General features: G+C 57.7%; 19 protein-coding genes. 3 read left to right on the top strand and 16 right to left on the bottom strand.

Annotated elements, in window-relative coordinates:
* Positions 1 to 5: 5 nt before the first annotated feature.
* The 3 genes from traN to M0D67_RS35710 form a co-directional block, all read right to left on the bottom strand.
* Positions 6 to 1,394, bottom strand: coding sequence for a conjugal transfer protein TraN (gene traN, locus M0D67_RS35700; RefSeq protein WP_266241781.1), 1,389 nt, complete (start codon positions 1,392 to 1,394; stop codon positions 6 to 8).
* Between the two features lie 13 nt (positions 1,395 to 1,407).
* Positions 1,408 to 2,325 carry a hypothetical protein gene (locus M0D67_RS35705; protein ID WP_266241783.1) on the bottom strand — a complete coding sequence of 306 codons (918 nt, stop codon included), beginning with the start codon at positions 2,323 to 2,325 and terminating at the stop codon, positions 1,408 to 1,410.
* Between the two features lie 266 nt (positions 2,326 to 2,591).
* The gene (locus M0D67_RS35710; RefSeq protein WP_266241785.1) at positions 2,592 to 3,236 is read right to left on the bottom strand and encodes a hypothetical protein; all 645 of its coding nucleotides are present in this window, start codon (positions 3,234 to 3,236) and stop codon (positions 2,592 to 2,594) included.
* Positions 3,237 to 3,459: 223 nt separating this feature from the next.
* Between M0D67_RS35710 and M0D67_RS35715 the strand changes: the two genes are divergently transcribed.
* The 3 genes from M0D67_RS35715 (at position 3,460) to M0D67_RS35725 (ending at position 6,457) form a co-directional block, all read left to right on the top strand.
* Positions 3,460 to 5,025, top strand: coding sequence for a GspE/PulE family protein (locus M0D67_RS35715; protein WP_266241787.1), 1,566 nt, complete (start codon positions 3,460 to 3,462; stop codon positions 5,023 to 5,025).
* Position 5,026: 1 nt separating this feature from the next.
* Positions 5,027 to 5,653 (top strand): thiol-disulfide isomerase, encoded by a 627-nt coding sequence (locus M0D67_RS35720; RefSeq protein ID WP_266241789.1) that lies wholly within the window; start codon positions 5,027 to 5,029, stop codon positions 5,651 to 5,653.
* 339 nt (positions 5,654 to 5,992) lie between these two features.
* The gene (locus tag M0D67_RS35725) at positions 5,993 to 6,457 is read left to right on the top strand and encodes a hypothetical protein (RefSeq protein ID WP_266241791.1); all 465 of its coding nucleotides are present in this window, start codon (positions 5,993 to 5,995) and stop codon (positions 6,455 to 6,457) included.
* Positions 6,458 to 6,847: 390 nt separating this feature from the next.
* Here the strand turns inward: M0D67_RS35725 and M0D67_RS35730 are convergent, their stop codons facing one another.
* The 13 genes from M0D67_RS35730 to M0D67_RS35790 all read right to left on the bottom strand — a co-directional run bounded on the left by M0D67_RS35730 (position 6,848) and on the right by M0D67_RS35790 (position 21,080).
* Positions 6,848 to 9,994, bottom strand: coding sequence for a type VI secretion protein (locus M0D67_RS35730; RefSeq protein WP_266241793.1), 3,147 nt, complete (start codon positions 9,992 to 9,994; stop codon positions 6,848 to 6,850).
* Positions 9,995 to 10,012: 18 nt separating this feature from the next.
* Positions 10,013 to 11,494: a conjugal transfer protein TraH gene (locus M0D67_RS35735; RefSeq protein ID WP_266241795.1), complete on the bottom strand. Its 1,482-nt coding sequence runs from the start codon at positions 11,492 to 11,494 to the stop codon at positions 10,013 to 10,015.
* 9 nt (positions 11,495 to 11,503) lie between these two features.
* On the bottom strand, positions 11,504 to 12,451 hold the full coding sequence (traF, locus tag M0D67_RS35740) for a conjugal transfer protein TraF (RefSeq protein ID WP_266241797.1): 948 nt from the start codon (positions 12,449 to 12,451) through the stop codon (positions 11,504 to 11,506).
* A gap of 28 nt (positions 12,452 to 12,479) precedes the next feature.
* Positions 12,480 to 13,010, bottom strand: coding sequence for a signal peptidase I (gene lepB / locus M0D67_RS35745; protein WP_266241799.1), 531 nt, complete (start codon positions 13,008 to 13,010; stop codon positions 12,480 to 12,482).
* Positions 13,003 to 13,467 (bottom strand): hypothetical protein, encoded by a 465-nt coding sequence (locus tag M0D67_RS35750; RefSeq protein WP_266241801.1) that lies wholly within the window; start codon positions 13,465 to 13,467, stop codon positions 13,003 to 13,005. The genes lepB and M0D67_RS35750 overlap by 8 nt, the downstream gene beginning before the upstream one ends.
* A complete protein-coding gene (locus M0D67_RS35755; protein ID WP_266241802.1) occupies positions 13,464 to 16,043 on the bottom strand; it encodes a TraC family protein in 2,580 nt (859 codons plus the stop codon). Before M0D67_RS35755 ends, M0D67_RS35750 begins: the two co-directional genes overlap by 4 nt.
* Before the next feature lie 87 nt (positions 16,044 to 16,130).
* The gene (locus M0D67_RS35760; protein WP_266241804.1) at positions 16,131 to 16,541 is read right to left on the bottom strand and encodes a hypothetical protein; all 411 of its coding nucleotides are present in this window, start codon (positions 16,539 to 16,541) and stop codon (positions 16,131 to 16,133) included.
* A 13-nt stretch (positions 16,542 to 16,554) separates the two neighbouring features.
* On the bottom strand, positions 16,555 to 17,250 hold the full coding sequence (locus tag M0D67_RS35765) for a TraV family lipoprotein (protein ID WP_266241806.1): 696 nt from the start codon (positions 17,248 to 17,250) through the stop codon (positions 16,555 to 16,557).
* Positions 17,247 to 18,635 (bottom strand): TraB/VirB10 family protein, encoded by a 1,389-nt coding sequence (locus M0D67_RS35770; RefSeq protein WP_266241808.1) that lies wholly within the window; start codon positions 18,633 to 18,635, stop codon positions 17,247 to 17,249. Before M0D67_RS35770 ends, M0D67_RS35765 begins: the two co-directional genes overlap by 4 nt.
* 2 nt (positions 18,636 to 18,637) lie before the next feature.
* A complete protein-coding gene (locus tag M0D67_RS35775; protein ID WP_266241810.1) occupies positions 18,638 to 19,645 on the bottom strand; it encodes a type-F conjugative transfer system secretin TraK in 1,008 nt (335 codons plus the stop codon).
* A complete protein-coding gene (locus M0D67_RS35780; protein ID WP_266241812.1) occupies positions 19,642 to 20,247 on the bottom strand; it encodes a TraE/TraK family type IV conjugative transfer system protein in 606 nt (201 codons plus the stop codon). The genes M0D67_RS35775 and M0D67_RS35780 overlap by 4 nt, the downstream gene beginning before the upstream one ends.
* Before the next feature lie 7 nt (positions 20,248 to 20,254).
* The gene (locus tag M0D67_RS35785) at positions 20,255 to 20,614 is read right to left on the bottom strand and encodes a hypothetical protein (RefSeq protein ID WP_266241814.1); all 360 of its coding nucleotides are present in this window, start codon (positions 20,612 to 20,614) and stop codon (positions 20,255 to 20,257) included.
* On the bottom strand, positions 20,604 to 21,080 hold the full coding sequence (locus M0D67_RS35790) for a hypothetical protein (RefSeq protein ID WP_266241816.1): 477 nt from the start codon (positions 21,078 to 21,080) through the stop codon (positions 20,604 to 20,606). The genes M0D67_RS35785 and M0D67_RS35790 overlap by 11 nt, the downstream gene beginning before the upstream one ends.
* Between the last annotated feature and the right edge of the window lies 1 nt (position 21,081).

A 21,081-nucleotide genomic window follows, 5' to 3' on the forward strand; every position in this document is an offset into this window, starting at 1 on the left:
GGTTTCTATTGCGAACTGGAAGGATAGGTTGGCAGGACGGAATTCGTGCTCTTCTGTGAGCTACCTTTTCCGGCTCCCTGCATCACCGGTTGGTAGTTCTTGCTCATATCGCCGCTGCTGGGCATGTATTGCTGAGCCTGCTGCACGATCTGTTGTTCAAACGCGCGGAAGTCAATCTTCCTGAAATCGATCTTGGTGATCTGTTGAGGCGTCAGTCCCTTACAGTCCGCGAGAGGTAGACCAAGCTGGGTCTTGCCCTGAATATTGATGGTTTCGGACAACAGTGAATTGAAGGAGCAGAAGTTATCGACGTGCTGTATGCACGAGCCGAGCGCGGTTTTCGAGCATGTTTCGTCGATGAAAGTGCTCAGATTTTCGCCTCTGTGAAGCGCGAGTAACTGTTCTGCCTGCGAGCAGTTCATCAGGTTCTCAATGATCTGGATGGCAACCATCGCGGCGAAGACATATGGGTTGAAGGCAAGATAGCCGTCTGCCCCACTCATCAGTTCGATATTCCCGCCGAGGACCCCTGCGGACATGGTGCCCGTCCCAACCGTGAACCCGTAGGCTCCGACCGACAGACCTCCAGCAGCAAGCGCTGTCCCTCCCGTGCTCGCTGCAGTCGAGGCGATCTGAAATGCACCATCTCCAAACAGGCCCGCCTGGTACATGAAGTCAAACACGTAGGGCGATGCCATATCTATGGCCTTCTCGCCAACGTATTTGACAACAGACATCGTGGCGCCCAGGGCGATGTTCGCGATCACCGAATTCGATTGGGCACCCGGAGAACTTTTGCAGCAATTCTGGATGCCGCCGTAGCCCTTCCGGCACGATTCCGCAACTCCTGAAAATAGTGTCTGGCCGTTCGTGTAGTTCTGCCCCTCGCCGAGTGCTTCAAGGCCGACCGCGGCATAGACGAATGAGTTGTTCTGGTTCGCGGGCGCTGTGAACTGCGATGTATCGAACAGTCCGTTAGAACACTGCATTTGTGACGATACCTGCTGTGCCTGCGTCTGACATTGGTACGTGTACGTCCACTCGTCGCACTCGCCTGTCTCGGCGATCGTGTCGTTGCAAACGCTGGAGAGGACGCCGCATGCCGGGTTGCTCTGATACTGGCCGCACGTGTTCGTTGTTGCCCCTGGGCACGCGTACTGGTAGGTGTACTGCCAGCAGCTATAGGGGACCTGCTGGGCGCCTGTCGGCAGCGATGCGTTATCGAGACATACCTGCACGCCATTGGCCATCGTCTTGCAGGGAGTTGCATCGACGCAGGTTTGCGACCCCGGAATCTGGGTGCAGGCCGCCTGACCATATCCAGTCTCCGCATGGGCGAGAAGAATGGTAAGCGCAACTAGCACTAGGCGGCGAAAATCAAGACGTCTCAACATGGCTGGCTCTCCATCATTGCGATGGCGTCGGCAGCGCTGCACCACCCGTGAGCGGGCCGCAGTTGTCCGTCCAGTTATACGTAAAGGTTTTCGCGACGCAATTGGAGCCGCTCAGAGTTGCACCGGTGGGACAAACATAGCCTTGCCCGGTGCTGTACCACTCGGTTGCGATTCCAGTGTCTGTATAGTGGTTAAAGCCTGCATCGGCGAACGCCTCCTTGAAGCAGTTCAACGGGGTACCCGCCCCGGCACAGTGGGATGGATTGCCGCCGCTATAGGAGTTTACCCAGTCTTGCCACTCGTGGTCATAGCCGTCCCACCCATCCTTTTCCGCGTGGCCATAGGCGTCTACGGAATCCTTCTGGAATATGATCAAACCGTCGTACGTATCACCGGTATGCAAATTCTTACTGTCGGCTGCAACGATCAGGCAACCCATCGTTGTTCCTCCACCGGAATAGAGGGTAATCCACGGCGACACACAACCGACCTGCCCGAGGGTTGCCGGAGTATTCGCGGCACTTGCGTTGACATTCAACTGCTGTGTGCACCCGTCTGATTCCGCGTCCCTTGAGACAATGCAGGTGTTGTTGGCGTACTGGGCAGGCTGTGTCACTACTGCCTGTGACTTGCAGGTTTGCTGCATCACGCCAGAAGCATTCGTCCCGAGGTTGCTGATCGGGTTGAATATGTTGTCGTTCGACGTTTCCTGATCGGCAAACCCGAACTGGGACTGGCCGGCGCCATAGCTACCTGCGCAATTGGATGCCGATCCCTGTGTGGTCCCGGTATTTCCCAGAATTGATTTTTCACCAGTCGTAGGCTGCATGCACTGGTTGTTCAGGAAATTCACGGCCGCGCAGTACTGGTTCTGATACGGGTCAGCGCCCGGCACATAGTTCGCGCAATCGGTCATCGCCTGATTTCCCATCTGGGTGAGACTGCTTGATTTCGCTGTGCTGAGAAGCGTCGAACTCGTGTTGGGCGAAGAAAACCCGCCTAGCCCTGTTGGGACTGAGGTCGGCGTACCCGATTGACTACCCCAAGCCGACGCGTTGACGCCTGACGGATTCACGATCTGCGATGGCGAACTCGGCGCGATCGAATTCGCGAACGACTGACCTGCGGCGACGTTCGCCGCGTTCTGTGCGCAAACTACGTGCGCGAACAACGTCACGATGAGCGGGAGCGCGCGTTTCACTGATGAACTCCCTTCCCTTGCGTGGCAAATGCATCAGAGGCGGGACGCAGAGCCCGCTCACGCGCAGCAAAGGCGTCAGGAGTCAAACTGCCTTGTGCGACCGCCTGCTGAATCGCAGCTGTCACTTCGGGAGTATCGACGGGGCGTGTGCCCCCGGGGCACATCGCATCGACGGGCAGAAGCACGTCCGGTTTTCCCGGGCACATACGCAGCGGCGGACCGCCATCTTCACAGATATTCAGTTGTCCGCCCATGTCTTTCCATGCCTTGTGTGTAGCAGGCTGTCCAATCATGAAGACAACACGGCCACACCGAGGTTGATTCTGGAACCTCGTGATCCGCTCCGCGTAAATCGCGAGTGGAGCATCGCTGCCCGTACGTTGCTGCACGATCCTGATCGCGTTCTGGAAAGTGGGAATGTCTGGTAGCGGAGCACTTGCCGTCCCATCGACAACAGCGTGACTAAAGACATTCAGAAGATCCTCTGCAGACGCAGATGCGATGCCGAAGATTGCGAACAGTCCTGAGAAGACACTGGCCGTGCAAACCTTGATCGCCACAACCCGAACGGGACCTCGCGGTGAACGCCCGTCGTGAGTGTCGCGGATTTGATGGTGGGTTTGCTTTGTTTTATCGTACATGCTGTTGTTCGCACGGGTTTGACCGGTGAATTATAATCAGTTCACGGATGGACTCCAATTATTATTTATTCCATACGCCTATGGATAACGACCGCCGATCCTGCGATGTATTTCCGCTTTGAGACAAGCGGATGAGTCGGCTTGACCATGGTGATAGACCTTTCGAACGACGTCGGCTTATCGCGGTCGATGACTGTCTCCTACCTACAGACGGATGAACCTCATGAGTGCGCAATACGCAGCACACGAAAAGCTGTTCGCATCCCTACCTGGACTCGCGGAAATTGATGCGCAAATTGCCGCGATGACTAACAAGGCTGAGCGCCGCTCGATCATGCTGATCGATGAAGGATCGAGCGACAAGGCCCCAGTAGAACGCCTGATACGAAGTCTTTATACATGGGCCATTGTCTACAGGTGTTCCGACATACATATCTCAGGGCGAGGTTTACGCAATCGTCCTCATATATTTGTGAACATTCGTACGCCGGATGGCTTCAGGAATTTCCGCCTTCGCTATGAGACGGATGACGCTGCTTCACGATGGGAAACCAAGCTGTTCGAACTAGCGGGAACACCACAGGGGGCAACCACCCCTGATATCGAGTCGACGCGATTCGACTTGTCTCTTCCCGATCATTTTTCGGCACTTCATGGTCTGAAGTTGTTCGAAGACGAGATGACGTACAACGTTGATGTCCGCGTTGAATATACGAAGACCTACAACGGCTTCGCTTTCATCACGCGATTGCTCGATGCACAGCGTGCGCCGCAGCTGGACGACATCGGAATCTCATATGTACTGATGAAGGAGATCCTGGTTGCGCTCCATCTGCCGAGCGGCTTGATTCTTACTACGGGGCCGACCGGATCGGGCAAGACGACGCTGCAAAACGCGATGCTTTGTGTACGCAATGACGGAAGTTCAGCGATCCATACGGTCGAGGATCCCGTCGAAATCGCACTGCGGGGCATCGGTCCAATCAAACAGGTTCAGATCGGCGGCAACATCACATACCCCCGGGCGCTCAGGTCTGCGCTTCGCAGCGATCCGGACATCATCCAGATCGGCGAAATACGCGACCTGGAAACTCTCGATATTGCTCTTCAGGCCGCGTCGACGGGACACATTGTTCTCGCCACCCTTCACACCAACAGCGCGGCGGAGGCTGTGACCCGCATGCTCGACATGACACCGCCAGAAGACCGCGCCAACTATGCCTACAAAATCGCCGCAGCGCTCAAGCTTGTACTCGCCCAACGGCTGTTGAGTCGATATGACGGCGAGGTTGAAACGCGGAAGATCACGAGTGGGGAGCGTGACTGGATCAGAACGAACGGAATCGACTTGTGCGGCGAGGTCGCGGAGGTGGTGCCCAACGGAAAGTCTGCGGGCAAGGTTCCGGTCATCGAGGGAATTGTCGTCACCCCGGATATTCAGCGTTTGATCAAGGAGCCGAATGTGGACGTGTCACATATCTACAAAGTGGCGTGCGAGCAATTATCGTTTGAGCCGCTTGCAGTTGGTGGGGTGAGAGCGGTGCAAAGTCACGGTGCAACTTTGCCCGAGACTATGTCGAGAGTAGAGGGAAACCCCGACGCGGAACGGCACCCGGGTCTGCGGGTCAGGCTCGCAAAGGAACATGCGCTCAGCTTCCAGGCAGTGTCGGATGCAATTGATGCACACAGCCGCGCGCGTGACAACGGAGAGAACGTCGAACTGTCATCGTTTATCGAACAGGCAAAGGTTGGCACCCTAATCAAATTCCTTCAAGAGGAGGCCGCTTGAGATGAAACGACGTCATTTGCTGCTCGCCATGCTGACGGTCATTGCACCGCCCACTGCTTTCGCTAAGGTCCCGCAAGGGATGGACGAGCTTAAGCCTTACCTCCAGGTCAAGCCTGTCGCCGGAGATGAGGAAACGGTGCGGGTCTTCTTCTCGCCCGCCTGTCCTTTCTCACGGTCTTACTTTCAGTTCTTCAAAAATCTGGAGGCGACGTTGCCGGCGGGCAAGGCCTTCATTTTCACGCCGTTGGTCAACAAAGGGGACGGCCTTGAATTCGCACTCAGCTTCCTCGCGGTCCAGAAATACTATCCGGCCTACGTGCATAACTTTATGGAAGCATCGTTCATCGGGGTGCAGGATAAAAGCATTGCGACCCGAAACTGGGCGGGTATCGACCGTATAGGACAGGCGGCGCACGTCCCTGTTTCTGTTCCTCTGCTGGTACATCAGCACGCCGATGCACTGCGGGTGAATCTCGAAACGTTGCTTGTCACGCAGAAGGGTCTTGAAGTCACCAACACGCCGGCCGTCACAGTCGCAGGCACGTACATCGTAACGCCCGAATTCACACAGGGAGACGCGCAGATGTTCAGCCAGCTCGTGAACGGCATTATTTCTATGGCACGTTGAACGGCACAATTGCGCGTCTTTGGATGGATGGACATGACGAGTCGGTCATCCAGGACCACTCCTCACCAATTCTTACAAAGCTTTCGTTTGTCGTCGCGCCTATCGGTTAAAATCGGCACTTTCGAACCGAGAGAGCGCGGCGACGAACATTGCTGCATAAGCCGTAGCGGCTTATGCAGCAATGTTGTATTGAACGACTCCCAAGAACACTCAGCCAGGCGCCGCCGCCGACTCAGTCCCTGTTTTTGCAACGCCGGCCTACCGCCCTTATGCGATATCTCGCCCATGCTGACTGACGAACAGAGAAAACTGGCAAAGAAAGGCCTCGACAGAGGACTCATGGACACCGTTATTGCCGAGATGATTGGTGCCAAACATATCGACGTCTACAAGTACCGTCACGAGCTAGGCATCACCAAAGACGACATCCTCAACACCCGATACGACCAGTGGGTTCGACTTCTTACTTCTGGCAGGAGCCTCGAGGCGATCGCCAAGATTTACAACGTCAAGCCAGACACGATCCTGAGCACCCTCTACCGAAAGCGCGCCTTTTCCTATGTTGAGGTCAAAAAGAAGGCCGAGCGGGCTCGTGCCGTGCAGTTCCGCCGCGCAATGGGCATTACCGAGAAGCAGACACGCGAGGAACGGCTCGTTGCCTGGATGAAGTTGACCAAGGAAGGTGTCGACGTCGAAACGATTGCGGCGATGTATAAACTGGCACCAGCCACGGTACGCAATGCGCTAAGGGCTCACATGGATCTGCAGCCCGATCGCGAGGATGGAGGGGTATTTGACTGGTAAGGGTTCCCCGGGACACGTCGGAAAGTAGAAAGGCCGTTTTCGCATGCGAAAACGGCCCTCTACATTGCGCCACGGAAATGTGAACTTAGAATCCCGTGCCGCTCTTCATCCCGAAGCCATTCTTCGGGCCCGGCAGTCCGAGGCCCACCCCGGAACTGGTCGAGATCGCAGAACGGCGTCGCGAACGTACCCTCTTCATCCGCAACTCATCGCCAGCCGGCGAAAGACCAGTTCGTGCCCCTGGCCGCGCTACGCCGAGGAGAGCTTGAAGCGCTTTCATGATCCTCATCGTATCCCCCGAAAGTATCGTTCCTGTTATCCCAACGTACCACAGTTCCCGAATACCGGTCAAACGACAACGCCAGCCTTTGGACAGGCATCCCGTTTGTATCACCTTCGCACGAATTTCGAAGGCGTGGGTTTCGGCGAAGGCGCAGGCTCCTGCCCAGGGAGCGGTTTGTTCGGGTCGCCCATTCCAGTCATCGATGCTGTTCCCGCTTTTCGAGCGAGATCGGCCGCGTTGTTGTTGACCAGATTGACCGTTCTGCGGATTGTCCCCGGCCCCTCCTCCGTCAGACCCGCATACTCCGCGTACCGGTCTGCACCCTTGATCGCGTTGCCCATAGCGGCGCTTCCGTGCGTTAGCCCACCTTCCACCTTGGCCCTGACATCTTCCCCCAGATCCGATTGAGGAGCCGAAACGGGCGTGGCGGCCGGTCCCGGATGCGCGACATTAGGCCTCGCCGGAGGTGCCCCGTCGCCTTGGGGGGCCCGCGATTGCGGCAGTACCCCACCTGGCGTGGCGGCCGGTCCCGGGTGCGCGACATGAGGCCTCGCCGGAGGTACCCCGCCGCCTTGGGGCGCCCGCGATTGCGGCAGTACCCCACCCTGCGGCCCAAATCCAGGCAAGCCGGTAGCATTCGAAGGCGAATCAATATGCATGTTTTTGGGCTGTGGAACATCGCGTTCCACGCCTCCATGGAACATCGCGCTGCCTTCCTTCGCGAGATATTCCAGCCCCTGCTTGCGATCTGCCGCGCTCGCGCCGCTATCGTGTGCCAACAGGTAAGCCGCACGGTGCCGGTTGACCATGTCCTGCGTGGCTGGCGAGGACACAATACTGTCGGTCGCGCCGGATTTCGCCTCCTCTTCTGCAAGGCCGAGATATTTCGAGAACGCTGGATTTTGCTGAGCGAGCCGACCCTCCGTCATCTGGAAGGTCCGGTACTCTCCATTGGTCTGACTCTGCCGGACAATCTGATCCGCGTGAAGGCTTCCCGCCATGTCCACAAACGAATCAGAGTCGCGAACCGCCTGCGCAGCGATATCGCTCGTCGATTGGACCTGGGAAATCGTCTTCTGGTACGACTGCTGACGATCCAGTGCCTTCGTCAGATCGCTGGACGCCTGCGTTCCGTGACTCGTGTTCGCCAGCTGCTGCATGGTCTTCGACAGCACACTCGCCATGGCTTGGGATTCACTCAGTGCCTCGTTCTTTCCGACTGACGTGGTTCGGGTGGCGCTGTCCTGCGTGCCGGCCTCGGTCGAAGTGCTCCCGCCGACACCCCAACCAACCCCGTCGGTGCCGACCCCCGCATGCGCAGTGGCCCCTATCCGCGATGTGTTGGAGTTAGCCCTCGCGTCAGACGTGTTGGCGCCCCGGTGCTCGTCGTTCCCCGCTCGATGTTCATCGGCCCAGTTCCTGGCCAGCGCAGTAGCAACCACACTGTCGTTCGTGAAGCGGGAAAAGTCCCCCGTACTGTTAGCCCGACGAAAATCGCGCAGATCCTGCTCACCCTGGGTTATCGACTGGCTGCGTTGATCCGCCTGACTCAACGTCTGTGACACCTCACGTGCGCTGTTGCCGTAGCTGACGCTCGATGCCGCAGCTTCGATCCCCCCGTTGTACATCAAGCGTCCCATTCCGTCGCCATACTGCGTTCCCATGGCAACCTGACTTTGCTGGAACATCGGCGCTGTGCTTTCCGGTCGCGGCGCCAGGTTCTCGGCAACCTCCGTGCTCTTCGGGGAGATACTCGATCCCACGTTCGTCATTGCGGACGACTCGCCGAGTCCGAAAATAACGCTCATCAGCACTGGAAGGCTCGCCATGATGTGCGAGCCCGTACCGATCTGCAGACTGAGTTCCTTGTACGCTGCAAACGTCACTGCATGGGATAGCCAGCCACCCTGGCGCAACTCGTTCAGAAAATTCGCGTAGCTGATACAGATCATTCCGTTGACCAGTTCCGCACCAACGTTCACGACGAGCAGTGGCCACACGATGATATGTGCCGCATTCTTGATCGTCTTGCCCGCGCCGATTCCTGCGAACATCATGAACATCACGATCACCGGGCCAAGCCCGATGATCAGCGCGATCAGGTAATTACCGAAACTCCCGGCATAGCGCAACATCGGCACCTCGCTCGCAGCCTCCTGAAGGTTGTTACGCTCGACTTCGGATGCCTGCAAAGCCGTCGACTGACACTGGGTCAGCGAGTCGCCACTGGCCCGCAGACAGGAAATGTCGTTCTCGACCATCTCCGAAAACAGCATGTTCATGAACTCAGCTTCACTCTGAGCGGTGCCGCCCGTAAACGTGCTTCCTAGTGTGTTTGCGACGGAAATCGCATTGAATTGACCGGCAACCGTCGAAAAACTGAAATCAGCGTTCGCCAAAGGCTGATCCATACCATTGACGGCGCCCTGCAGTACGCGCGGAAACTCGACAGACGTGAGTGCAGTCGAAATGTCATTCGCCACCTGCTGGGCCGCGTCGGCACAGGTTAGATAGTTATTCGCGCTAAGAGACACGTCATTGACCATGCCACTTGTATTCTGTGCCGCCTGATATAGCAATGCACCGATTGACGTAGGATTGACGCCATTAATCGCGATCGACTTCGCGGCAGTTGCACCCGAGTTGCCCGAGTTCATCACCTGGTTCTGGATGGCCGCGTAATTTACCCCCGCGTCCGGGCCAAGGCATGTCGAGACGACACTTTTGATCTCCGAATCGATGCCACCCAGCCGGTACATCGCTGTACGCGAACTGAGCAGTATCTTCATCGGATTCATGAACCCGTTCGCTGTCGACGAAATAACTGGATATTCCGCGTCAACGTTGCCGAATGCAGTCGAAACATACTGGTTCAGGTTCATCGACAGGACACTGCCAGCAGCAGGAATCGCCGAGATGACGAACGGGACATGGTCAACCTCCGACAGAGCACCGTTGACGGTCGCTTCGATCTGAACGGTTCCCTGCAGGCCCGGGTTCGTCAGGACGAATGCCGCCACAAACGGGACAAAGGCGCTCATGCCCCCGGTGGAAAGCGTCGAGATACCGGCCTGCGCTCCGCCCGAACTCTGGAACACGGCCCCAACGGACGTAGAGAGTAGACGCCACAGGGAAACTGCGAGTGCGAACGCCCAGATAAATACCGTCTGCTGGCAGATCATCGCGACGGCGTTAAGGATCGCGTAGAGCGTCGTCAGGTCGGCACTGGTCGAGTAGTAAGTTAGGGTAGGCATGCCTGTCTCCGCCCAGGATTATCGGTTGCTGGTACTCATGAGCCGCGCGTCGTCGTTCAACTCGCCAACGATCTTGTGCATCGAATCGGCTTCATTGCAGAAGTTCTGGTAGCGGAGATAGTCCGTACGCAATTGCTCGATGTTGTCCTTCTGGTCCTTGTCGAGATCGAAGCCAGTCGACGTCTGAATCAGATTCGCGCCCCTGTACAAAACCTCACCGATCTGCGCGGTGACACATTGCTCAATGAGTGGTTCGAGTCGCTGCGCAATCGCAGTCCGTGTGCCTGGGTTTGAGGTCTTTGACAGAAGCGCCATAAGGGGCGTGCCCATCTGATGAATGAACTGGATCTGTTGCGGCGTAAAACTCGTTGAGGTGCCTCCGTTAAACTCCCCAACGATAGAGCTCGAGGTGGCAATCTGACTCGGATCAGGACTACCAAAGAGCATTGTTCGCACGTATCCCTGGACCCCTTGATAGTTGAAGTCCCTCGTCTGCATGATCGTGCACGGCTGGTTGTCGATCCCACCAAACACACTGCCGCTCGGGTTCTGGCATTGGTAGAGCTGCAGCGCTGCGTTCGGATACGGAGAGCCAATACCACCGCCCTTAAAAATCGAGTCAAGGGTAATGAGCTTCGGCCCCGAACACATGACCTGCCCCACCGAATTGTTCGGTGGCGTGCTGGTGCTTGCCGGCGTTCCGTCCTGGTTCTGGCTGCTACACGGCACTCCGTTGATCTTGTAGCCGAGCAACGCATAGAGAAGCTGATTGTTCAGGCTGTTCGGGTCTGTCGGATTGTCGCTAGTCCCGTCGACATTCGTCAGCCCGGCCATCCCCATGATCGACGAGGCGCCGGAGCTGATGACCGTCTTGACTACCTGATTGCCTTGCTTGGGGCTATTCGACGACACGTTCTTCAGGTAGGAATTCGCCTGGCTAAGGTAACCCGTCAGCGATGCCATGCCATCTGTAAACGCGTTCGACTGCGTGCTCGAAACAGTGCCGTCGCCGTTGACTGCATTGGACAAGGCGTTCTCCGCCGGGTCGACGAGTAGGTGCGCAAGCTGACAGGAGTTCTTCGAGAGATTATTCATGTTCTGCAGCAGCGCCTGAAATTCGCTGAGCAGTGCATCGAGAGAAGGCGAAATCGCCTTGATCGCGGCCTTGAAAGCCAGGCCCGCAGCATTGGCTGCTACGTTCCGGAAGATCTGGATCAGTTGCGCGCCGTTAATGAATGAAAACGATCCACCGTAGAGGTCGATGCCTCCACAACCAGCATCGATGCGCGGCGGGTCGAAGGTGAGCAGGTGAACATTCTGGATCGGCGTGCGCATGGAGAACCCGCCCATGAACATGCCCACCCGATCCTGTGTACTCATGGTACTCGGGGCAGTCGAGTTGCTCATCACCATCGAGCCAAGATCGGCCAGAATGCCCGCAGTCGCGAACACCGGGGCGATCGCCAGAACGGCCGCAGCCAAAAGATGTTTTGCGCGCATCGGCGGTCCTTAATACTGCTTGAGCAGGTACGGTTGAAGTGTTGCCCTGAAGGTTCCGGGCTTGTTCGGATCGAGCTGGAGATGCTGTAGATCCGTGGTGCTGGCCACGCCGCGATCCCATACGTTCAGATCACGCATCGTTGACGCACTCAGCAACTCAGTCTGGTGCCCGGCATAGGCGATCTGCTTTCTCAGTTCGTCGGCTGCGTAGAATCCCTGTGACACGATCAGATAGCGGTTTGGGTCCCGGCCATCCTGATATGAACGAGGTTTTGCCACGTATACGATCGAGGGGGTCAGCTTAAGGCCCAGCTTGCCGTAAAGCCCATTGTCGGCTGTCACCGTGCCCTTGTACCCCTTGGGACGCGTGCCATCGATCGAGATCACCAGATACTCCAGGTTGTCCGTGTGTTTGAGCATGTCGAGCACCGGCAACTGCATCGCACAGAAGCGACAGTTGCCGTCGACGAAGATCAGCAGACCGCCGATCTGTGCGAGTTCCTGAACGGCCTTTTCCTGCGCCTGATAGTCGGCGTTGCGTACAGTCTGGGCACCGGTAGACGCGTATGGGATCCGATTGTTTTCGTCGAGCATCGGGTCCTCGTGCAATACGCGTGTGACCGCCTCGCTAAACCGCTGGCTTTTGTCGAGGATGACCCGCTTTGTGTACATGTAGGCCGACACGTTGTCGTCCGTCGGGTCGTTGATCGCCCGCTCTTCCAGCATCGGGTAGTTCTGCCGCAACCACGCGACGTTTACGCTGGATTCGCTTGAGGGCTTAGCCGGAGCTCCAGTGACGTCCTGGCGCGGTGACTGCTTCGGTGTATCGTCCTTCCTGACGCCCGGGGTTACATACGGCTCGTAGTGCAGAAAGGCGTCGCCGTACTCGTCGCCGCGCGAGGTGACCTGCGCGCTGACGATTCCCGAGGCCGCTACGCCAAGGCACAAGAAGGTCACGAGAGTGACAAGGTGGCGAAGGTGCATATTAGAAAAGACGGTAGGCAAAGCCAGAGACGCGAGTGACATCCAGATAGCCCCAGTAGCGCGAATCGTTGGAAAGCGGATGCGTGCCGATCATGAACAGCTTGCCGGCCGGGATGATCTCGCTTCGATCGAATGCGTTTGCCGGCTTGTGGTAATAGCGGGCCAGGGGAAAACCTTCGACCACCGTGTGGCCGTTGATCATGACCTTGCCGCCGGCTACGGTGACGAGGTCACCTGGGACGCCGGCGACCTCCTTCATGATGTACTGTTCCCTGAAATGCGAAAGCGCGCCTTGTGGCTTCCAGAAAACCAGATCGCCATCCCTTACCTCACGCGGAGCCCGGTGGACCATCAGCGCCGCGTGCAGGTCAGGCAGGCAGCGTTCCTTCTGCGGATCAACGCCAATCGTCAGCAAAGGCTTGAACCAGAACGCGTCCGCAAGCAGGAGGCCGGTCAGAAACAGGGCGACGAAAAACCGCCTGTCAGCGGCCGATTTCCGTTTCGTAAGGACAGTGCCTGCAATATCAGTCATTGCCCGCCCCGCTCGCTGCTTTCGGCACATCCGGCGCGCTTGCCGGCTTGGCATTGATCTGATGAGGCACAGAGGGTGTCGAGGGCGGAAGGTGGACCGCGTGACGCAATTCGTTCGTGATGTCAATCGCATTTGCCGGCACCGCCGCCACCGTCATTTCGCCTGCGTCATTCCTGCTCATGTCGATAACTGCAAAGCCTTGCGTCTGATACTTCCGCATTACGTCCAGGATCGGCGTAACGATGTTGGTTTTCCGCTGGTCTTTCGACATTTCCGGATTCGCCAGCAGGGCTTCAAGTATCACCTCACCCTTGTCCGCAACTGCTATCCCGCATGCCGGTTTCGCCAGACCAGATGAAGTCACCTGGCTCATCTTTCCGCCGAATAAATACGCCGCGAGCACAAGGGCGATCAGCACCGAATACGGCATGTTGCCGCCTAGCAAGAGCTTTTTCATTCGCAGAGTTCCTCCATTTCGGCCAGAATTTCCCTGTCGGTCAGGCCATCGTGTTCACGGTACATCCTGATGACGTTCAGCATCGACTCTCGCAGCCTCGCCTTCTTGTCGCCCATCACCCTGATCGTCGCCTCGATCACGCTCATACCGACGTCTACGAGGCGGAATACCTCGTCCCGGTCATCCTCGGAACTGAAAAGCGTCGCGGTGAACTTATCCACGTAGAGGCGCACCACCTCGTAGGTCTGTTCACCCATGATCAGCGTTTCGCTCCACGCGAACTTTTTCGACTCAACACCGCGCAATAGCTTGGCGAAGTAGGCATCGCCCGAAAAAGCTGTCATCACCTTCTTGTCGATAACCTGGTCGATCTCCTCTGGCTCCTGCGCCATGATCATTTTCCACGCCGACTGCCGCAGGATGACCTCGCCCGCGGCGTAGCGTGAAAGGGCAAGCAGCGATTGAACGATGATCCAGACCGCGAGCTTCTCCTTTCGACCCTTCAAATAGAGGCCTTCCATTGCGGCGCCGGCAGACTCCACCTTGAAGAGGTCAATCGCTTCGTCGACCCAGAAGCGCTTCTTGGCGGATGTTTTGCGCAGGCGGGTCATCAGCACGTTCATTGCGCAGAAAAGAACGCATCGCTTCAGGTGTTCATCGCTGCCGAGGCTCGCGAGCTCGAACACCGTGAGCTGCTTGCTTGCATCCAGCGTGCTGGGCCCGCGGAAGTACACACCCCGAGTTGGGGATTCGATAAAAGACCGGAGGCGGGGAACCACATTTGATGCGGCGATGACCACCTGATTCTGAAAAGTATCCTGTGCGGCCGACTCAACAATCTTGCGCAAGCAGTCGATAACTGTAGAAATCTCCGCCTCGTCGTTCTTCTGTGCCCACGCGGCCTTTACCGCTTCATTCACTGCAATCCGGGCACCCGGATCGACCTTTTCATCGCCGTACGCCATCATGACGACGAGGTCCGTGATCCCCTCCTGCTGCTCCGCAAACTCGTCATCGGTCAGCCCGGTGAACGGATTGAGCGAAGGCCTGAAATCGCCTTCGCCGAACTCGTTGAATTCCCCACCGACAGCCCTGCAGAAGTTCTTCGAGCTGCGCCCGTTGTCGAAGAGAATGACCATACGGCCCATCGCCAGATCGCATTCAATCTGGTACTGCAGGCTGAACGACTTGCCGGCGCCTGACTTCGCACACATCGTCCCGCAGAAGTTCGAGTTGCTTGTGAAGGGGTCGAAATAGTGCGCACGGCCCCGACGCGTAATGAAGGCGGCACCCGTGATGGGAGAATTGGCATTGACGTTTCCAAGGTAGTCGCCGTAGACGGGCAGCAGACACCCCACTTCTGAGGCCGCAGTCGTAGTCTCACCCTGAAGCGCTTCTGCGATTTTTACAGAGAAGTTCAGCGGCAGCATCTGCGCGAACCTCACCAGCATATTCCCGACCACCAGACGAGCGTCGAACTCCAGCCTGTCCAGTGTGCCCTTCAGGGTCGTTGCGGCGACCCGAGCCTCCTTCGGAGTCCGGCCGAACACGAAGGCGGTGGTGGAAACGTGCACGTACCTGTTTCCGTCCCCGGAAACCATCTTTTTCAGCGCCAGCAGGTCGTTGAGCTTCGCATTGCTGTCCTCAACGCCGAGTTTGAGCGGCACATTCTGGACCGTCGTGCGGGACTTGATCGCGCTCTCAACGCGGCGCCATTCCTTGCGCTGGTTACCAACACGCACGGTTGTCGAGAGAATGAATGGTGTGTTGTTCCGCTGGCCGCCGCCTTCCTTTGTCTGCCCCTTGTTAAATGGCGCTCCGCTCACGAGATTCATGATCCCGTGGAACGGATGTTCCGGGTACGACTTGCAGGTGATCACCGCACAATACGTGTCCTCGCCGAAAGCACCAATGCGGCGGTCGCGGCTAAAGTCAAAATCTTCGTCCGGCCCGTAAATCTGTTGCTTCAGATCAAGGAAAGGATCGAGTTGAACTTCCTTCTGGAGTTTCGCGTAGATATTCGCGAATTTCCGGTACACGCCGGCGAGCTGTGCGGCGCTCAATCGCTCAACATCGTAGAAGCCGCAGTTGCGCAGTTCCGCCAGAAAATCGTTTTGAAGATTTTCGCTTTCCTCGAGCGCAGCGCCTTCCACCCGGTTTGTCGGGACAGCCAGAGCGATGATGACTTCGGACACGTTCAGCATCGGCATGTCCTGCAACGCGTCAGTCTTTGTCGCAGAGGCGAAAAGCTTCTTCTGCCGCTCTATCAGATCCTGCACCACGTGCCCGCCGTGTACTTTCCCCTTCGCGAAAGTTTCGGCAGCTTCGTGGTCTGGCGATACAACAAGGCATACCTGGATGACAGAATCCTCAGGCAGGCTCTTGAAAACGTTCTGGACAACCGTGCTGAACTCACCGCCGCCGCCTGCCAGGGGACTCATCCGGTAGACCCCGCCGATGACAGCCTTTTCCGTCGGCGGGCGTGAGATGACCAGCCGGGTGTCGGGTGTGTACGTTTCGAGGTTGACGATCTTGCTCGTCTTCTCAGTCTTGATCTTCGAGGTAGTGACGGCCACGGTTTGTGTCTCTGCGGATCGGGGAGAGACAGCGCAGCAATGTTCGCCGCGCTGTCAGGGACGGAAGGTCTCTCGGGGCTCGACCGGCTACTGCGCGGTTCCGAGATCCATCTGTACGGATACGGCGTCGCCGGGGCCCGTCGCCGTTGCAACCGTGGTCGCAATCGACGGACCGATTAGCCCAACCACCAGAACGCCGAGTACCACTGTCAGGTTGCGGTATCCGCTACCGTGTGCGAGCTGCCATACGGTGATCAGCAGGCCCAGCATGATCAGGAACATGATGAACGTGCTGGACATCACGGTCTGAATCGTGGTGACAAACACGTCCCAGGCGCTCGATCCGAGGGCGGAACCACCGTTGAGCGCGCCGATAGACATCAGCATTGCGGTCATGGCGGCGACCATGACCATGGTGGTACGTGTCGATCTGACCGGTTCCGGCGTTGGCGCCGGAACCATGATCGGTGCGTTGAGGGTATGGGTGTCTTGGTGCATGAGCTCCTCTTCCTTACTGTGGCATGGACATGGCTGTGGGACTGCCTGGGTTTTCAGACGGGGCCGGAGCGGTGCCCGGCTGAATGAAATCGGTTTGCGATGAAAGCGGCCGGGAGAGCGACGGAGGAATCTGCAGTCCGCCCATTGCCGTCTTTGTTTCTTGCACCTTGTGTGGATACATGCCTCGTTCGACACTCTGGGGGTCGCCACCATCAAAGCCGACCCAATGTGTCGGGACGACCTCCTTGTAGACGACCGTGTCGCCTATACGCGCATCGTTGGCGTTGACGAAGTGTTTGATCCAGGTGCGCTGAATGACCGGGCCCGCCCGCACCGGCGTGTCGTCTGCGGGCGGCAGCGAAGGCCCTCCTAGTTGCGCAAGCGGCGACGAGCCCATTGCGATTGACTCGCCGGCCCCTCCTTTGATCACTGCTCCCGTCGATGCGCCGACCGGCGCAATCTCAGTGGCCTTGTCGTACTGACTGAACTTCAGTTCCTGGTCAAAACGGCTGTCAGGTAGTTCCCCGTTCGTCGAAGCCTCGACCGACTTGAAACTGTGGCAATAAATACTGCTCGGATCCTGCTTGCGATTGCAGTCATACGAGTTGGAGCCGATCGGGTTGAAGGCAGTACTGCAGCCAGAAAGCCCGACAAGCAATCCCGCGCCGATCAGACAGGCAATGTTTGTGGACAAGTTTCGATAACTCATGAATTGGCTCCCTTCGATTCGACTCGTTTCTTCAACGTGATGTCTTCTTCAAGAATCCACGTGACACGGGTACCGGCCGTTACTTCCACCACAGGAAACGTCTCCTTCGCGAAGTTGAGATAGAACTGCGAGAGCTCGGTCGCCGCATGGTTAACACCCTGCCCGACAGCGGTCCCCGCGAGATAACCAGGCGACGGCACGGTAAAGCTTTGTTGCGAGCCGCTGCCGGCGTTCGAGTTGTATGAGGGCACTGCAGTCGGTGCAAGAGCCGAGCCGAGGCCTGCGGCCATCCCTGTCAGCGCGGCTTGCATCAGCATCGCGCCCTGCTTGTTCACTACCTTTCCCGCGATACCGAGGGTGCCGTCGACGTCCAGGGCGTAGGCTTTGATCGGTGCCTCGTAGACGTCTCCATTCTTGAAAATGCAGCTGATGTGGTCCGCAATTCCGTACGCCCGCTCGGCGCTGAGCACGGCGGTCGCTGAACCACCGATGAAGCAGTTTTCGAGATCGGACGTCTTCCACGAGTTCGGCATGATCGCTACACCTTTGACGCGCGAGACGAACGGCGCACCAACATTCAAGGCGGCAGTTACACTGCCGGCCGCCCCACCGCTGGAACCATTGTTCGAGCCGCTCGGGCGGGCGTTGACCCCCGATAGCATCACCGCCTCGAGGCCGGTGTAGATCGGCAGCACCAGATCTGGACGGGAACCGCTGCCGTCGTCCTGTGCGTTCTTATCAATAGGATCGGAAACCATCAGCGGCCGGCTCGGTACGGGTGCCGCCGCCATCGAATCGGACGGCGCATCCGCTCCATCGGCAGATTTCCCATTGCCACGGCCAGCCGGTTGCTTCCCCGGCTGATCAAAACTGACAGACTCGGGGAGATCCTTACCCAATCCGTTTCCTGTAGTCGCAACAGCGGTGCCGCTAGCGGCATCCGCGGGCGATCCGGGTGGCAGTGGCGAATGGCCAAACTGTGCACCCACCGTCGGCAATCTGACGGGCTGACCTGAGTTCGCGCCTACCTGGCCCTTCAGTTTCTGCACGTCCGCTGAAAGCGCGTCCATCTTGGCCAGCACCGTTTCCAGCCCCTGGTTGCGCGGCGAGTCGGGAAGAATCCGCTGTCCACCCCAGCCGTCAGTAGCCCCGCCTGTCGTCGGCAAGGCTGCACCCTGCGCATTAGCTTGCCCAGGCGCGCTGCCAGGACCGGCTGTCTTCATGGACTGCATAATCGACTTCGCCGGCGGCTGACGAAAGTGCGCAGCAATGATTAGCGGCACGAACACCGCCACGATTGCGAGCATAAGGTAGCGAAAGACCGCATCAAGTTCTTTCCATTCCTTGTACTTGTCCGCACCCCACGCCTTGATAGATTCCCACATGCTTACTGTTCCTCCCGTTTGCGGGCCAGAACAATGACCCTGGTCTGTTCGCCCGGAAGAAGCACTGGTTTCGGGAAAATTGAGACAGCCAGCACATTCGCGCCGTCAAACTCCTGCTCGTTAAGTACCGCGCGCGACTGGCTGGGATTGCGCACACCGTAGACGTAAAGGTCGCCTTCCCTGCTGCTGTAGCGCTTCGCGACCATCACCGCGAGTCCATCCATGACAATCGGTGGCAGCGCAATGTCGACGCTTGCATAGCCATCCGGCGCGTGGCCGAGCGCCACCGACTCCATGAGATCCTGGACGTGCCCGATATAGTCGTCACTACGATTCTTCGACTTCTCCTTCCCTGCGACGATTCCGCTGTCGTCGGTGACGATATATGTCTGGGCCGGAACCTCTTTCGGCTTGATATCGAGTCCAAGCACTGGACCACCACCAGGCGGCTCGATATACAACGTCTCTTCAGTCGCCGGCAGGGACTTCCAGTACACGTAGATATTCTGACCAGTGCTCTTGTCGACCTGCAGCGTATCGCGGTGAATTGTGTGCGGGTTCTTGAACGGCAGCTCGATACGGTTCGGTGCGTTGACGCTCATGTAAATCGTGACCACACCGCCATCCGTCATTGGTATGGGGTGCGCACGAGTCGGATCCAGCGCGCCCACCGACTGACCTTCCACTTTCATCACGCCTGGCAGGTCGATCTCTTTCGCGGGGGTATCCTTCACCGCAATGGTCGGATTGAGTGCGAGTGGATCATAGGGCTTGGCGCCAGCCGAACGGTGAACCACCTCGGACTTTGCCCGTGCGGTTTGATGACCACTCGTCGAGGACGTGCCAGCCGACTCACCAGTTCCGAACGACACTGCAGCGGGCGCTACTGTTTGCATTGACGCTGACGTCTGGGCGGGCGCAGAGGGTGAGGCGGCGATTCCGACTGCTGCCACCGGCGATAACACGCCAACGACGAGGGCGCGAAGATAGTTCAGAGATGTTCGTTTCATTTCTTGTTCTGCGCCTCAATCCAGTCCGAGTTATGGATCTTGTCGCCCACATAGGCCGTCACTCCGTCGAACCACATCCGGTAGTTCGCAAAACGCACCGGAAATTCAAACACCCAGGGCTCTGACGTGTCTCGCGCGGCATTCACCGTGTGCAGCTCACCCGACACAAAAACTCTTCCCAGCTTGTCGTCGTGATAGAACGGGCGAGCGCCAAGAACGAGGTAATAGCTGCCCAGCTCGTGTTGCTGTGCAAGTTGCGCAGCCTTGTTGTCGATCGCCTTGCTCACCACCGTATAAGCGTCCGGTGACAGGAACGGCTGAACGAACTTCTTCACGCTTTCGGCGTTACTGGGATTCACGGAGGCAAGCGCATTGGCCACCGCGAACGCCTGCGCTTCCACAGCGCCTTCGTCCATGCCATTCCTCCAGATCTTTGCGCCGTCGGGCATGCCTGGCACCTGATTCACGACAATCTCTGACATGAACGTTACCTTGGCGGCAAGAAGCAGAAACCCGACGCAGGCACAGGTCACTGCGACGGTAAGCAGCCGATTATTACTGCGGTATTCACCCACCGCCTTATCACGGTTCCCCACATTCATAACCCGATCACTCCTTCTTGTCTGATTCGAGCAGCACGCGCTTGTTACCTGGTGTGATTGCGCGATCGTCACCGATGAACACGACTTTTTGCGACCTGAACGCCTTTGAATACCCCCACAGACCAATTTCAAAGAGAAAGGTCCGAAAGAAGCCTGGCAGGCTGCGCGATTTCCATTCCAGGTATTGCTTGTTGACGTGATATCCCACGAACGGAATCCCAAGATAGAACATCGCACCGAAGAGCCGGCCGACACCGATGCCGACGAAGATGCTGACAATCAGGATGTAGGTGTCCTTGAACTCAACTCCCAGTAGTGAGGGGCCTGCCCCACCATGCCGCGGAATATGAAATTGGTTATTCGACACGTTGGGTCCCCACGTTCCAGCAAACAAGATGGCTCTTCCAGTCAACGTCACTGGCGTGACCAGAAGACGGTACACATGTCCGGTCACCCTCAACGATTACCTGCGGCCAGTTCAATTTCGGCTTAACCCGGTGCTTTACGTGGCGTTGGTGGAGCCGGTCATAAGTCGCCTGAATCTCTCCCAGCTGCTCAGCGCGGAGCTTTGCAAGTGCAGCCTCTTCTTCGCCACTGAACATTTCGACATCCTGACGTTGCGGCTTGCCGAGTAGAAATCGCATGTGTACACGCCGGTCGCTCTCAGGCTTCGAAGAAAATACATACTCGCCTCCGTTCTGCGGCGCAAGTTCCACCGCACCGAGCATATGTGGCCCGCGACGGGCGAAAGTGACTCCGTCATCAGTTGCTGCCGCAGACGAGGTCGCCGACACAGAAAACACGCAGATGAGCATCAGGCTTTTAAATTTCATG

It is taken from the genome of Paraburkholderia sp. SECH4 (assembly GCF_030511745.1).
Taxonomy (GTDB): Bacteria; Pseudomonadota; Gammaproteobacteria; order Burkholderiales; family Burkholderiaceae; genus Paraburkholderia; species Paraburkholderia madseniana.